Here is a 13813-nt window from a genome sequence, read left to right as displayed (position 1 = left end):
TGTTTATCTCAGCCAATTAAGGAGTCGGTATGATCGGGGCTGAACCCGTCATTGAGAAGCGTCGCTGGTTGTCACCCGTCTGGTTGCTGCCCTTTATCGCCCTGTTGCTGGCGGGGGGCTTCATCTACCAGCAGTTTGTCAGCAGCGGCCAGCTTATTCGCATCAATTTCGCCCAGGGCAACGGCATCTTGCCGGGCAAGACCCAGGTGCGCTACCAGGGGGTCGCCATCGGGGTGGTGCAGGAGCTGGCGCTGGCCGAGGATGGCCGCAAGATAGCTGTGCTGGCCAAGATTGACAGCCGGGCCCGCCCGCTCATCCGCAAAGGCTCGGACTTCTGGCTGGTGAGCCCCAAGGCGTCGCTCACCGAGATCTCCGGTCTCGATACCTTGGTCTCCGGCAACTACATCAACCTGCAGCCCGGGCGGGACAACAACCCGCTGCAGGAGGAGTTCGACGCGCTGGACGGCCCTCCCCCCGGTTATCAGGCCCAGGGGCGGATGCTGCACCTGACCGCCGATTCACTCGGCTCGGTCGGCATCGGCGCCAAGCTCTATTTTCGCGGCATCGAGGTGGGCAGCGTCATCAACACCCGCCTTGGCGAAGAGAACCAGAACGTGATCCTGGATCTGGTGATCGAGCCGCGTTTTGAACACCTCATCAAGGCCGACACCCGCTTCTGGAACATCAGCGGTATCAAGGGCTCCTTCAGCCTGGCCGGGGTCAATGTGGAGGCCGGCAGCCTCACCTCCATCCTGAGCGGCGGCATCGCCTTCGACTCTCCCAAGGACTCCCCGGAGCCGGAGAAAGGCCAGGTCTTCACCCTCTACAAAGGGCTGGCCGAGGCGGCCCGCGGCGAGCGAATTGACATCCAGGCGGGGGATCTGCCCATCAAGGAGGGGATGCCCATCCTGTTTGAAGGCATCGAGATCGGCCGCATCGACCCCATTCGCCTCACCGACAAGGGCCGGGTGGTGAGCGCACTGATCAACCCGGAGCAGGCATTTCGGATCACCGGCAACAGTCGTCTGGTGTGGGAGAGCGTCTCCCTCGGCGCCGGCGGCATCAAGCATGCAGATCGCCTGCTGGCGGGCCCGGCCATTCGCCTCGACTATGTGGCGGGCGAGCGGGTCAAGGCCATGACCCTGAGCAGCAAGGAGCAACCGGGCGGCATCAAGCTGGTGCTGCAGGCCGATGATCTGGCCGGCCTCAACGAAGGGGCGCCGCTCTGGTACAAGGGCTTGCAGGTGGGCCAGATCAGCCAGCTCACCCTGGATGGCGGTGGCAACGCCAGCGTGGCTCTGGTCGTGCAGAGCCAGTATCAGCATCTGCTCAACCGGGCCCGTTTCTATCGGGCGGCGCCGCTGCAGATCGATGCCGACTTGAGCGGCATCAAGGTGGAAACCAGCCCGGCCAGCGCCTGGATTGGCGGTGGCATCAAGCTGGTGCAGGCCCTTTCTGGCGAGCGGGTCAACCGGCTCTATCCCAGCCAGGAGCTGGCCCTGCTCGGCACCCGCGATGCCAAACCCCGTCGCTGGATGTTGAAGGCTGAACAAGCCGATGGCATCGGTATCGGCTCCCCGGTGCTCTATCTGGGGCTCGAGGCCGGCAAGGTCAATGCGCTGCGCGCCGCCAAGGAGGGGGTGGAGATCGAACTCGAGATCGCCGGTGTCTATGCCCCCTTGCTCGAGCAGCAGCCGCAATTCTGGAAAAAACCGGCGCTGGATACCCGGGTGCGGGTGGATGGCGTGCAGGTCAAGGTAGGGAATCTCGCCACCCTGCTGCGCGGCGCCATCGAATTCGATCGGCTCGGTACAGGCCGCAGCAGTCATCAGCTGTTTGACAGCAAGGAGCAGGCCAAGGCCAAGGTACGGACCCTCTCCCTGGTGGCCGACAACAACCCGGGGCTCGGGGTCGGCAGCCCGATCCGCTACCGCGGGGTCGACATCGGCAAGATTGAACAGATTGAGCTGGAGCCGACCCTGGGCCAGGTGATCTTCAAGGCCGAGCTGGATGGCCAGTATGCCGCGCGCTTCCTGCAGTCTGGTGCCCGCTTTACCCTGGTGCAGGCCAAGCTGGGGCTGGGCGGCGTGGCCCACCTCGATACCCTGATCAAGGGCGCCTTTGTGGAGGCGCAGCCAGGCCAAGGGGCGGGCAAGGAGCGCTTCCCCCTCAGCCAGAGCGGCCCGGCCGGCCTGACGCTCACCCTCAAGAGCGCGTCGGTCAACGGTTTGAGCGTCGGCAGTCCATTGCTGTTTCGCAAGATGGTGGTGGGCAGCGTGACCAAGGTGGCGCTGGCCCGCGATGGCAGCGAGGTGCTGATCGACGTCAACGTGGAGCAGGAGTACGCCCATCTGGTGCGGGCCAACACCCGCTTCTGGAACGTCTCCGGGGTCAAGGCGGATATCGGCCTGACCGGTGGCACCATAGAGGTGGAGACGGTGCAGAGCCTGCTCGCCGGCGGCATCGCCTTCAACACTCCGGAGAAAGAGATGGGGCCGACCGTCAAGGCCGGCCACCGCTACCCGCTGCATGCCAAGGCCGAGAAAGAGTGGCAGGAGTGGAGCCCCCGCATCCAGCCCTGATCGCTCCCCTCACTCACGCTCACTCAAGCCCGGCACTGTGCCGGGCTTGTTTTTAGCCGCTGCGCTTTCAGAATATTCCTGCCCTTGTGATAAGATGTCGCCCCTCATTTTCGGTCAACGAGACGGCTCCGTGCACGACAACACCTATCTTCCCGATCACTTCTTGCGCCATATCGCAGCCATCATGCCGGCGCACCTCTCCATGGATGAGTTCGTGGCCAGTTGTCGACGACCGCTGCGGCGCAGCATCCGGGTCAATACCTTGAAGATATCGGTGGCGGCGTTTGTGGCGCGGATGCAACCGCTCGGTTGGCAGCTTGATCCCGTGCCCTGGTGCGACACCGGCTTCTGGCTCAGTCGCGAAGACGAGAGCGTGCCCCTTGGCAACACCGCCGAGCATTTAAGCGGCCTCTTCTACATTCAGGAGGCGAGTTCCATGCTGCCGGTCACCGCCCTGTTTGCCTGCGAGCAGACCCGGCGCGACGGCATGTTGCTGGACGCGGCGGCGGCCCCCGGCTCCAAGACCACCCAGATCGCAGCCTTGATGAACAACCAGGGCATGCTGGTTGCCAACGAATACTCCAGCAGCCGGCTCAAGGTGCTCAGTGCCAATCTGCAGCGCTGCGGCGTGACCAATGTAGGGATGACCCATTTCGATGCGAAAGTATTCGGCCAGTGGTTGCCGGAGACCTTCGATGCCATCCTGCTCGATGCCCCCTGTTCTGGCGAGGGCACGGTGCGCAAGGACGAAGACGCCTTGCGCAACTGGAGTCTCGAGAGCATCGACGAGATTGCCGCGGTGCAGCAAGGGTTGCTGGAGAGCGCCTTTCATGCGCTCAAACCGGGCGGCGTACTGGTCTACTCCACCTGCACCTTGAGCCTGCAGGAGAACCAGACCGTCTGTCAGTCACTGCAAGACAAGTTCGGCGATGCGTTCAGCTTTGACTCACTGGCCGATCTCTTCCCCGCTGCAGAGCAGGCCTGCACGCCGGAAGGATACCTGCACGTTTGGCCCCAAATCTTCGACAGTGAAGGCTTTTTCGTTGCCAGATTGCGCAAGCACCACTCAGTGCCCAACACCATGTTCAAACCGGGCAAACTCGGCAAATTCCCCTTCTTGCCGCTGCCGGCCAAGGAGTCCGGGCCCATGCTGCGCGAGATTGAAGCCACCTTCGGGGTCGTGCCACAGGGAAATCTGTTTGGCCGCAGCGAGGAGATCTGGCTCTTCCCCCAGCTGTTCGAACAGGTGCAGGGCAAGCTGCGCTTCGATCGTATCGGGCTGAAACTGGCGGAGACCTTCAAGAAAGGGTATCGGCTGACCCATGAGTGGGCGCTGGCCTATGGCGACGGCGCGAGCAAAGGATTCGTCGAGCTCGATATAGCGAATGCGCGGGAGTTCATGATGGGGCGGGACGTGTGGCCGGAGCAAGCCGCCGGCACTGGCGAGGTGATCGTCCGCTATCAGGGGCATACCCTGGGCATGGGGAAATGGGTGGGCAGCCGGGTCAAGAATGCCCTGCCCCGCGAGCTGGTGCGCGACAACAATCTGTTCGTCTAGCAAGTTGTGCCGGAGCAGGAAAACCCACACTCCGGTTGAACCTTTGCGCGGATCTTGAAAAGCCTTGAGCCTTGTCTAAGCTTAAAGGCAATCCGAACACCAGTTAGCGCACGGCTCTGCAAGGAGCCAATTCCCCTATGCCAGGTACAAGGAATTCGTACCTGGCTTTTTTTATGTCCCGGTTTCTCGATCTTTGCCTCAATTGCCGGCGCGTTTACTCGAGCATCTCCGCCGGTGCTTGTGCATCGATCTGCGCCCTGTCCTGTTTCTGTTTCTGCTCATGCTGCAGCTCTTGCTGATAGAGCAGATCGATGGCCTGTTCGATGAGGGATGCCTGGCTATCTTCGAGCAACTGCCCCAACATGGCCAACCGCTCGGCATGGCGATTGCTGATCCAGCATTGCAACCGGCTGTGAGTTTCCTGTTTGCGTTTCACGTGCTGGCGCTGCCGCTCGGCGTTGTCTTGCGCCCCGCTCACTTCTATTTCCTGGCTCATATCACCTTGCAACTTTGATTTTTACAGCCCGTTATCTCTCACCAAATCTTCAATATTCGCTGACCAACACCGAAGAGCCTGACTCTCCCCTTCTTGATGGGGTGAGGTCCAGTACGCTGCAAATATATCATTGGATCAACAAGATATCATTTAACATAAAAAAGAGAGTGACGCGGTTATATTACAGCAGACCATCCAGGGCGTGATCCGAGAACTTGTGAGCGTCGTCGAAATACTCCTGCAAGGTACGGATGTCCTTGTGGCGGGTGACCTCGATGATCTTGTTCATCGGTTTGCCGGCGGTCACCGCCGAGGTGATAAAGCCGCGGCGCAGACTGTGGCCGCTGACCTGGAGATCGTCGATGGCCTGACCGGTGCGCCGCTTGATCATCAGGTTGATGCCTTGCGGGCCGAGCGGCTCCTGCATGAGCTGGCCCCAGCGATTCATGCGGCGAAACAGGGCCCCCTCATGGATCCGGCTCTGTTTGAGCCAGCGCGCCAGTGCCGACACCGGGCAATATTGTTTGCCGGGCACCAGGGCGATCTCCGTTTCATGTAGCTGATGCTTGCTGGGCTTGAGCCGAAGGCGGATCCCCTGCCCCACAAAGTCGAGGTCATCCACCTCAATCCTTGCGGCCTCCGAGCGGCGCAAGGCACCGCTGAACATCAGCAACAACAGGGTGTAATCCCGCAGTCCCGCCAGATTGCTGGTGTCGATTTCGTCGAGCACGCATGCCAGCGGTTTCAGGGTCAGCGCCCCCGTTTTACGTTTGCGGTTGTCACCGAGCCGCACTATGCCCCGCATCATCTCCTTTATTTCCGCATGCTCGGTCGGCATGGGGTGGATCCCCTTCTGCTTGAAGGCATAACGGATGCCGGCGAGCCGTCTTACCAGGGTGGCTGGCTTGCGGGGATCGCCGTTGCGCAGCTCCCCCTTCCCCTCTTCCTTGTCCAGCCAGACCCAATCGGCCAGGATGCCGTCGGCCTGATCCGCCAGAAAGTTCATGATGTCATGATGGGTAGTCTGCAGCGGATCGAGCCCATGCAGCTGACACCAGAACACGAAGATACGGGTGTCGGCCTGGTAGGCATTGAGGGTGGAGTCGGCTTTGGCGCTGCGCAGGAAGCGTCTGGCCCGGCTGTTCAGCTGAGGATCGAAGACGCTCTGCAAGGGCTGCTGAACTGGGTTTGAAATGCGTGGGTAGTTCACTTAACTCTATGATTTAATGCGGAGTTTCGTTGGATCTTACAGGATCTTGCAGATCTATCAAGTATCGATAATGAATATTATCGATACTTGTGAGGAGTGCTTTTAACCTATTTCAGCCCCCTCATTTATTCCTCAAGCACACTGTTCTTCTTGCTTCGTTTTATCAGGGTTGAGCGCTTTGCCTCATCAGCATCCATCACACGAAGTGAGAGATAACGAACCACAATGATCGTTTTTGGATGGGCCATGGATAGTGCAGACTGTTATAGTAAAACGCCCCGCTATGCGGGGCGTTGTTTGTTATCGCTTTGCCAACTTGAACAATTCAAAGAAGTTTTGACTGGTCGCCTGCGCCAATTCGGCCAGCGGCATTTGCCGCAGATCCGCGATGAACTGGGCCACGTCGCGTACGAAGGCCGGCTCGTTCTCCCTGCCCCGGTGCGGAACCGGCGCCAGATAGGGAGAGTCGGTTTCAACCAGCAGTCGTTCCAGTGGCAACGCCTTGACTACAGATTGCAGCGCAGCCGCGTTCTTGAAAGTAGCGATGCCGGAGATGGAGATATAAAAGCCCATCGCCATGGCCGCCTCTGCCATTTCGAGTGACTCGGTGAAACAGTGCAGCACCCCGCCTACCTGATCTGCCCCCTCCTCATGCATGATCTGCAGGGTATCCTGCTGGGCATCGCGAGTGTGAATGATGAGGGGCTTGTTCAGGGCGCGGGCCACTCGGATATGCTCCCGGAAGGAAGCCTGCTGTACTTCCTTGTTCTCCGGCGAATAGAAGTAGTCGAGCCCGGTCTCGCCGATGGCTACCACCCTTTCATCCGCCGCCTGGGCCAACAACAAATCGGCATCGACGCCAGGCTCCTGGTTGAGGGGATGCACGCCGCAGGAGGCAAACACCTGAGGGTAAGGGGCTATCGCCTCCAGCATGGTCGGGAACTGTGCCTGGGTCACGCTCACACAGAGAAAATATCCCACGTCCTGCCTGGCCGCCTTGGCCAGCACATCGGCCATGTCGGTCTGCTTGCTGCCATAACTCAGACGATCGAGGTGGCAATGGGAATCAACGAGTAACATACAAAACCTTTTGGGATCTATAACCAGCGAGTGAGCCAGTTCATCAAATGAATGGTGGGGTTGGAGAGCTGCCCGGGCTGGCAGGCCGCCTTGAGCCCAACGAGCTGCTGCTCCGCCTCCAGCAGCTTTTCACTGGAGTGACGTTCCGCCAGTTGTTGACTGAGCGCGGCCAGATCCGGCATGGCCAGCTGGTGAGGGCCACAACCGGCCTGCGTCTTGAGCGCATCGCACAAGAACAGCTGCACCCAGTGCAGTCTGACCTGGGTATCGCTTGCCAGCAGGCTGCACACATGGTTGGTCCGGGTGGGTGTTTGCGAGAGTGCGAGAAAACTCTCAAGCAGATCACGGCGATCCGTGTCCTGCTGCTGCGTCAAGTAATCCAGCACTCGCAGCGGAGCCCCCTGGCAGATCCGCACCTGAGCCTGGGTGGCCTGATGACCCTGCTCGGCGAGCCAGGCCAGAGTCTCCCCTTCCGCCGGCAACTGGCAGACATGCTTGTGGCAACGGCTGAGAATGGTGGGCAGCAGGCGGGAAACCTGGGAGGCGATCAGCAGCAGCAAGCTGTCGCCAGCCGGCTCCTCCAGGGTTTTGAGCAGGGCGTTGGCGGCCGATTCGGTCATGCGCTCTGCATCCGGGATGATAACTACCTTGCCTCGGCCAAGCTGGGCCGAATTCTGCAGACGTGCACAGATCTCGCGGATGGCCTCGACCCCTATGGTCTTGCCCTCAGTGGTGAGGGTGCCCAGATCCGGGTGATGACCCTTTTCAAACAGCTGACAGGAGTGGCAATGACCGCAAGGCTCGCCCCGATCAGGCTGATGGCACAGGTGCAGGCGGGCCAGCTGCTGTGCAAGTTGCTCCTTGCCAAGACCGGGATCACCCAGCAGCAGCCAGGCGTGCCCCAGCCGGCCGGCGGCGGCAGTCTGACTCAAGGCATGCCAGTCCGGGATCAACCAGGGATACATGAGGGCTCGTCTTTCAGGTAGTGGGACAATGCAGCCTCGATGGCCGCCTTGACCTGCTCCGGCGCTTGGCCGGCGTCGATCACCTTGACTGACGCATCGGCGGCAGCCAGTTCCAGATAGCGCTGGCGGGTACGCTCGAAGAAGCTGAGCTGTTCAAGCTCGATCCGGTCCAGCTCACCGCGATGACGGGCCCGCTGCAGGCCGATGGCGGGATCGATGTCGAGATAGAGGGTCAGATCCGGCTTGAAGTCGCCGAGCACGGCCCGCTTGATGGCGCCGATGAGGTTGGCATCGATGCCACGACCACCGCCTTGGTAGGCCTGGGAGGAGAGATCGTGGCGATCGCCCACTACCCAGACGCCGTCAGCCAGCGCTGGCTTGATGCGTGTCTCGACCAGTTGCACCCGGGAGGCGTACATCAGCAGCAGTTCGGCTTCGATGGTGAGCCGCTCGTCGTGTACCTCTTTGACGATGGCCCGCATACGCTCCGCCAGCGGCGTGCCGCCCGGTTCGCGGGTACACTCGATCCGCGCCACGCCGTGGGCATGCAGATAGTCGGTCACGTAGCGCACCGCGGAGCTCTTCCCTGCGCCTTCCAGTCCTTCAATCACGATAAATTTAGACATTAGGGTTTCTTCAAAATGTATTCACGCACCGCCCGATTGTGTTCATCGAGGGTCTTGGAAAAATAGTGGGCCCCGCCCCCCTTGGCGACGAAATAGAGATAGTCGGTCGACAGGGGATTGAGCGCCGCCTCGATGGAGGCCTTGCCCGGCATGGCGATGGGGGTGGGTGGCAAGCCGTCGATCACATAGGTGTTGTAGGGGTTCACGTCGGTCAGGTCGCTGCGGCGGATATTGCCGTCATACCTGTCCTTCACCCCGTAGATGACGGTGGGATCAGTCTGCAGCTTCATGCCAAGGCGCAGACGATTGACAAACACCGAGGCGATCCGCGCCCGCTCTTCCGGCATCCCCGTCTCTTTTTCGATGATCGAGGCCATGATCAGCGCCTCGTAGGGAGTCTTGTAGGGTAGATTGGCCTGACGCTTCTCCCAGCTCTGCTGCAGGAAGGTTTCCATGTCCTGATGGGCACGGCGCAAAATGGAGAGATCGCTGGCATGAGTGGTATAGGCGTAGGTCTCCGGCAGGAACCACCCCTCCAGCTTGCCGTTTTCGATGCCAAGCTCCTGAGCCAGATCGGTCTCGGGCAACTCGACGGTCAGCCGTTCCAGATAAGGGGCGCTGGCCAGCTGCTTCAACCAATCCTCGAAACGGGAACCTTCGACGAAGGTCAGGCTGAAGTGAAACTCCTTGCCGGAAGCAAACAGGGAGAGGGTATCCTTGAGCGGTGCCCCTTCCTTGATCTCATAGGTTCCGGACTTGATGGCAACCAGCTCGGGATGACCGCGCAACCAGAGTCGCACCGCCCAGGGGCTGGTGTCCCCCTCCCCCAGTTCGGCGATCAGACGCGCCGCATGGGCTCCCTTCTCGACGGTAAAGAGACGGGTCGGTCCCTTGTTGGTGAGCGTCTCCACCTGTTGCCACTTGTAATGTACATAGCCCCCGGCAGCGGCGACAGTCAGCGCCGCGCCCGCGAGCAGGGTGTAAAGCCGATTAAACTTCAATGACCAAACGCTCCTGTAAACGGCGGATCAATTCCTGACTGGCATATTGGGTCTCCCCGATGCCGGTGACCGGCACTATGCCCATCAGGGTATTGGTCAGCCATACCTCTTCGGCCTGCCACAGTGACTCCAGCGGAGCCTCCACGACACGCAGTTCAATGCTCATCTGTTTTAGCATTGCCATCACATGGCGCCGCATGATGCCGTCTATGCCGCAGTGGGAGAGATCCGGCGTAAACACCGTTCTGCCACGGCGCCAAAACAGATTGGCACTGACCCCTTCTACCAGAAATCCCCGACTGTTCAAGACTATACCTTCGACCCCGGAACGGGCCGCAAGTTCGCTTTTCAGCAGCACCTGCTCCAGCCGGTTGAGGGTCTTGAGGCCTGCCAGCATGGGGGCATCCCCCAACCGCTGCCGGCATACCAAGAGTGGAATGCCATCTTGCTGCCATGTCGGGTAGTGAGCCGGGTAAGCGGCCAGCGACAGGATCCGGGTCGGTGCATGGCAGGCTGTGCCATCATAGCCCCGGCCACCGCTGCCGCGGGTCAGCATCACCTTGATCACCGCCAGCGCTTGATCGCGGGCCAATTGGGCCACTTCATCGCCAAGTTGTTGCCAGTCCAGCTCGGCAAGACCGAGTCTGGCGCTCGCTTGCTGCAACCTTGTCAGGTGTGCCGGCCACCAGACGGGTCGGCCATCCTTGACCAACAGGGTGGTGAAATGACCATCCCCATAGGCCAGACCACGATCCATGGCGGACACGCTGTCTGTCGGTATTCCATTGATCAGCAAAAGGATCCCTCCGATAAAAAAGGCCCGATACTGACGTATCGGGCCCATACTATCCGCCCAGGGCGAATTATACGCGTTTGAAGATCAGTGAGCCATTGGTGCCGCCAAAACCGAAGGAATTGGAGAGGGCATATTCGAAGTTGCCGGCCTTGGCAACATGAGGCACCAGATCCAGATCGCACTCATCATCCGGGTTGTCCAGGTTGATGGTGGGCGGCGCCATCTGATCGCGCAGCGCCAGTACCGTGATGATCGCCTCGATGGCGCCGGCGGCACCCAGCAGGTGACCGGTCATCGATTTGGTGGAACTGACCATCAGGGATTTGGCATGTTCGCCAAATACGGCCTTCATGCCGCGCAGCTCGGCGACGTCACCCAGCGGGGTGGAGGTGCCGTGGGCGTTGATGTATCCCACCTGCTCGGGGGCGATGCCGGCATCCTTGATGGCATTTTGCATGGCGCGTGCGCCACCGTTGCCATCGGCGGGAGGCGCCGTCATGTGGTAGGCATCACCACTCATGCCAAAACCGACCAGCTCGGCATAGATCTTGGCACCACGGGCCTTGGCGTGTTCGTACTCTTCCAGCACCAGCACCCCGGCGCCATCACCCAGCACGAAACCGTCGCGATCTTTATCCCACGGACGGCTGGCCTTGGTGGGCTCGTCGTTGCGGTTGGAGAGCGCCTTGGCGGCGGCAAAACCGCCCATCCCCATCGGGGTGGATGCTTTCTCGGCGCCGCCGGCGACCATCACGTCCGCATCGCCGTAGGCAATCATGCGACCGGCCATGCCGATGGCATGGGTGCCTGTGGTACAGGCGGTGGTGACGGCGATGTTGGGACCCTGCAGGCCTCTCATGATGGAGAGATGACCGGACACCATATTGATGATGGTGGACGGTACGAAGAAGGGGCTCAGCTTGCGGGGACCGCCGTTGACCAGGCTGCTGTGGTTCTGCTCAATCAGACCCAGACCACCGATGCCGGAACCGATCGCCACACCGACGCGCTCGGCATTCTCCTCGTTGATGACGAGACCGGCATCATCCAGCGCCTGCACGCCTGCGGCGATGCCGTACTGGATGAAGAGATCCATCTTGCGAGCTTCTTTGCGGTTGATACCGTACTGCTCGGGATCGAAATCCTTGACCTGGCCTGCGAAGCGGGTCGCAAACTCGCTGGCGTCAAAGTGTTCGATGGGAGAAATGCCGCTCTGCCCGTTGAGCAGGGCTTGCCAGCTGGATTCGGCAGTGTTGCCTACCGGGGAAAGCATCCCCAAGCCGGTCACCACGACTCTGCGTTTTGACACTGAGGTAGTCTCCGAGAGGTGTTTTGAAAAGGAGTAAACATAAAAGAAGCGGCCCTTGGGCCGCTTCTTTCAGAACAGGAACTTATTCCTGATTAGCGGTGATGTAGTCGATAGCCGCTTGAACAGTGGTGATCTTCTCGGCTTCTTCATCAGGAATTTCGGTATCGAATTCTTCTTCCAGCGCCATTACCAGTTCAACGGTATCCAAAGAGTCAGCGCCCAGGTCGTCGACGAAGGAGGCAGCGTTCTTAACGTCTTCTTCTTTAACACCCAGTTGTTCGATGATGATTTTCTTTACGCGTTCTTCGATGTTGCTCATGACCTGAATTTTCCTTTAAAAATACGCTATTGCGTCTGGTTGGGGTAGTTTATTCAATTGACGTGAGTTTGCAAGTAGCTTGCCGCTGGTCAAACCACGAAATTCGCCAAACTTCGGCGTACTATCGCAAATTTGAACAGATCTCACGACAAATTGATTACACCATGTACATCCCGCCATTAACATGCAGGGTTTCGCCAGTGATGTAGGCGGCATCATCCGATGCCAAGAATACCACAGCAGCGGCAATTTCTTTTGGATCGCCCAGACGAGCGGCAGGTACCTGGCTCATGATGCCGGCACGCTGCTCTTCATTGAGCGCCTTGGTCATATCGGTCTCGATGAAACCGGGGGCAACCGCGTTCACGGTAATGCCGCGGGAGGCCACTTCACGGGCCAGCGACTTGGTGAACCCCACCAGGCCCGCCTTGGCGGCCGCGTAGTTGACCTGACCGGCATTGCCCATGGTGCCGACCACAGAACCGATGCTGATGATGCGGCCATTGCGCTTCTTCATCATGGCGCGCAGCACCGGCTTGCTCAGACGGTACAGGGAGGTGAGGTTGGTGTCGATGATCTCGTTCCACTCATCATCCTTCATCCGCATCAGCAGGTTGTCACGGGTGATCCCGGCGTTGTTGATCAGGATGTCGATGTCGCCAAAACGCGCCTTGATGGCGGCGAAGACGGCTTCGATGGATTCCTGGCTGGTCACGTTCAGCGCCATGCCGCAACCCTGTTCACCCAGATAGGCGCTGATTGCCTCGGCGCCGCTCTCGCTGGTCGCCGTGCCGACTACCTTGGCGCCACGGGCCGCAAAAGTTTCAGCAATCGCACGGCCGATGCCACGACTGGCACCGGTCACCAACACAACCTTATCGGTAAAGCTCATTCATTGCTCCTGTTTACTTGATCTGGGCCAGCGCCTGCTCGAAAGAGGCGGCATCGTTGGCATGAATACCTTCCACGCGCTTGTCGATGCGCTTGGCGAGCCCGGTCAGTACCTTGCCCGGTCCCATTTCGACCTCGAGGGTGACCCCCTCGTTGGCCATCCGCTCGACAGTCTCGGTCCAACGAACCGGGCTGAACAACTGACGCACCAATGCCTGCTTGATGGCGGCCGGATCCTGCTCACAGGATACGTCGACATTATTGATGACGGCGATGGCAGGAACCTTGATCTCGATCCCGTCCAGCGCAGCTGCCAGCTTTTCTGCGGCAGGTTTCATCAGCGCGCAGTGGGAGGGCACGGAGACCGGCAGCGGCAGCGCACGCTTGGCACCGGACTCTTTCATCAGCACGTTGGCGCGCTCGACGGCCTCTTTGTGACCGGCGATGACCACCTGGCCCGGGGAGTTGAAGTTGACCGGGGAAACCACCTGCCCTTCAGCCGCTTTCTCGCAGTTGGCGGCGATGGCGTCGTTGTCCAGGCCGATGATGGCGGCCATGGCACCGGTGCCTTCCGGCACGGCTTCCTGCATGGCCAGACCACGCAGCTCAACCAGTTTGACCGCATCGGTAAAGGCCAGTGCGCCGCTGCAGACCAGGGCGGAATACTCACCCAGACTGTGGCCTGCCATCACGGCGGGGGTTGCCCCACCCTGCTGTTGCCACAGGCGCCACAGCGCGACAGAAGCGGTCAGCAGTGCAGGCTGGGTACGCCAGGTTTTGTTCAGCTCTTCGGCCGGACCTTCCATTACCAGGGCAAACAGGTCATAACCCAGCACCTGGCTCGCCTCGGCGAAGGTCTCCTTGATCACGGCATGTTGTTCGGCCAGCTCGGCCAGCATGCCGACGGTTTGGGAGCCCTGTCCCGGGAAGGCAATGGCAAATTGGGTCATCATTGATTCCTTTAAATAAGAGAAAAATGA

At 60.2% G+C, this 13813-nt stretch carries 13 protein-coding genes; 2 read left to right on the top strand and 11 right to left on the bottom strand.

What is annotated here, in order from left to right; translation table 11 throughout:
* The first annotated feature begins 29 nt into the window (after positions 1-29).
* A complete protein-coding gene (locus CK627_RS15075; protein ID WP_095592760.1) occupies positions 30-2582 on the top strand; it encodes an MlaD family protein in 2553 nt (850 codons plus the stop codon).
* A 130-nt stretch (positions 2583-2712) separates the two neighbouring features.
* On the top strand, positions 2713-4140 hold the full coding sequence (gene rsmF / locus CK627_RS15070; protein WP_167385428.1) for a 16S rRNA (cytosine(1407)-C(5))-methyltransferase RsmF: 1428 nt from the start codon (positions 2713-2715) through the stop codon (positions 4138-4140).
* Positions 4141-4354: 214 nt separating this feature from the next.
* Here the strand turns inward: rsmF and CK627_RS15065 are convergent, their stop codons facing one another.
* From CK627_RS15065 to fabD, 11 genes are all read right to left on the bottom strand, one after another.
* A complete protein-coding gene (locus CK627_RS15065; protein ID WP_095592758.1) occupies positions 4355-4636 on the bottom strand; it encodes a RepB family protein in 282 nt (93 codons plus the stop codon).
* Positions 4637-4817: 181 nt separating this feature from the next.
* Positions 4818-5846, bottom strand: a complete 1029-nt coding sequence (locus tag CK627_RS15060) for a site-specific integrase (protein WP_024941785.1) — start codon at positions 5844-5846, stop codon at positions 4818-4820.
* A gap of 300 nt (positions 5847-6146) precedes the next feature.
* A complete protein-coding gene (locus CK627_RS15055) occupies positions 6147-6926 on the bottom strand; it encodes a TatD family hydrolase (RefSeq protein ID WP_095592757.1) in 780 nt (259 codons plus the stop codon).
* A gap of 17 nt (positions 6927-6943) precedes the next feature.
* Positions 6944-7891, bottom strand: a complete 948-nt coding sequence (gene holB, locus CK627_RS15050) for a DNA polymerase III subunit delta' (RefSeq protein ID WP_095592756.1) — start codon at positions 7889-7891, stop codon at positions 6944-6946.
* Positions 7876-8517 carry a dTMP kinase gene (gene tmk, locus CK627_RS15045; protein WP_010633981.1) on the bottom strand — a complete coding sequence of 214 codons (642 nt, stop codon included), beginning with the start codon at positions 8515-8517 and terminating at the stop codon, positions 7876-7878. The genes holB and tmk overlap by 16 nt, the downstream gene beginning before the upstream one ends.
* Entirely contained in the window at positions 8517-9518 is a 1002-nt protein-coding gene (gene mltG / locus CK627_RS15040; protein ID WP_017764491.1) for an endolytic transglycosylase MltG, read from the bottom strand. The genes tmk and mltG overlap by 1 nt, the downstream gene beginning before the upstream one ends.
* A complete protein-coding gene (pabC, locus tag CK627_RS15035) occupies positions 9508-10362 on the bottom strand; it encodes an aminodeoxychorismate lyase (protein ID WP_017785362.1) in 855 nt (284 codons plus the stop codon). Before pabC ends, mltG begins: the two co-directional genes overlap by 11 nt.
* A 19-nt stretch (positions 10363-10381) precedes the next feature.
* Positions 10382-11623, bottom strand: a complete 1242-nt coding sequence (fabF, locus tag CK627_RS15030) for a beta-ketoacyl-ACP synthase II (RefSeq protein ID WP_010633978.1) — start codon at positions 11621-11623, stop codon at positions 10382-10384.
* 82 nt (positions 11624-11705) lie between these two features.
* Positions 11706-11942: an acyl carrier protein gene (gene acpP / locus CK627_RS15025; RefSeq protein ID WP_005300909.1), complete on the bottom strand. Its 237-nt coding sequence runs from the start codon at positions 11940-11942 to the stop codon at positions 11706-11708.
* 157 nt (positions 11943-12099) lie between these two features.
* Positions 12100-12834, bottom strand: coding sequence for a 3-oxoacyl-ACP reductase FabG (gene fabG / locus CK627_RS15020; protein WP_005300916.1), 735 nt, complete (start codon positions 12832-12834; stop codon positions 12100-12102).
* A 13-nt stretch (positions 12835-12847) separates the two neighbouring features.
* On the bottom strand, positions 12848-13783 hold the full coding sequence (gene fabD / locus CK627_RS15015; RefSeq protein WP_095592755.1) for an ACP S-malonyltransferase: 936 nt from the start codon (positions 13781-13783) through the stop codon (positions 12848-12850).
* Between the last annotated feature and the right edge of the window lie 30 nt (positions 13784-13813).

The organism is Aeromonas dhakensis, from assembly GCF_002285935.1.
Classification (GTDB): domain Bacteria; phylum Pseudomonadota; class Gammaproteobacteria; order Enterobacterales; family Aeromonadaceae; genus Aeromonas; species Aeromonas dhakensis.
This window is presented reverse-complemented; position numbering and strand designations above follow the sequence as displayed.

Excerpts from the sequence above, each read along its gene's own strand:
- fabD (WP_095592755.1), bottom strand. The coding sequence starts at position 13,783 with ATGACCCAATTTGCCATTGCCTTCCCGGGACAGGGCTCCCAAACCGTC.
- fabG (WP_005300916.1), bottom strand. The coding sequence starts at position 12,834 with ATGAGCTTTACCGATAAGGTTGTGTTGGTGACCGGTGCCAGTCGTGGC.
- CK627_RS15065 (WP_095592758.1), bottom strand. The coding sequence starts at position 4,636 with ATGAGCCAGGAAATAGAAGTGAGCGGGGCGCAAGACAACGCCGAGCGG.
- tmk (WP_010633981.1), bottom strand. The coding sequence starts at position 8,517 with ATGTCTAAATTTATCGTGATTGAAGGACTGGAAGGCGCAGGGAAGAGC.
- acpP (WP_005300909.1), bottom strand. The coding sequence starts at position 11,942 with ATGAGCAACATCGAAGAACGCGTAAAGAAAATCATCATCGAACAACTG.
- CK627_RS15055 (WP_095592757.1), bottom strand. The coding sequence starts at position 6,926 with ATGTTACTCGTTGATTCCCATTGCCACCTCGATCGTCTGAGTTATGGC.
- CK627_RS15075 (WP_095592760.1), top strand. The coding sequence starts at position 30 with ATGATCGGGGCTGAACCCGTCATTGAGAAGCGTCGCTGGTTGTCACCC.
- holB (WP_095592756.1), bottom strand. The coding sequence starts at position 7,891 with ATGTATCCCTGGTTGATCCCGGACTGGCATGCCTTGAGTCAGACTGCC.
- pabC (WP_017785362.1), bottom strand. The coding sequence starts at position 10,362 with ATGGGCCCGATACGTCAGTATCGGGCCTTTTTTATCGGAGGGATCCTT.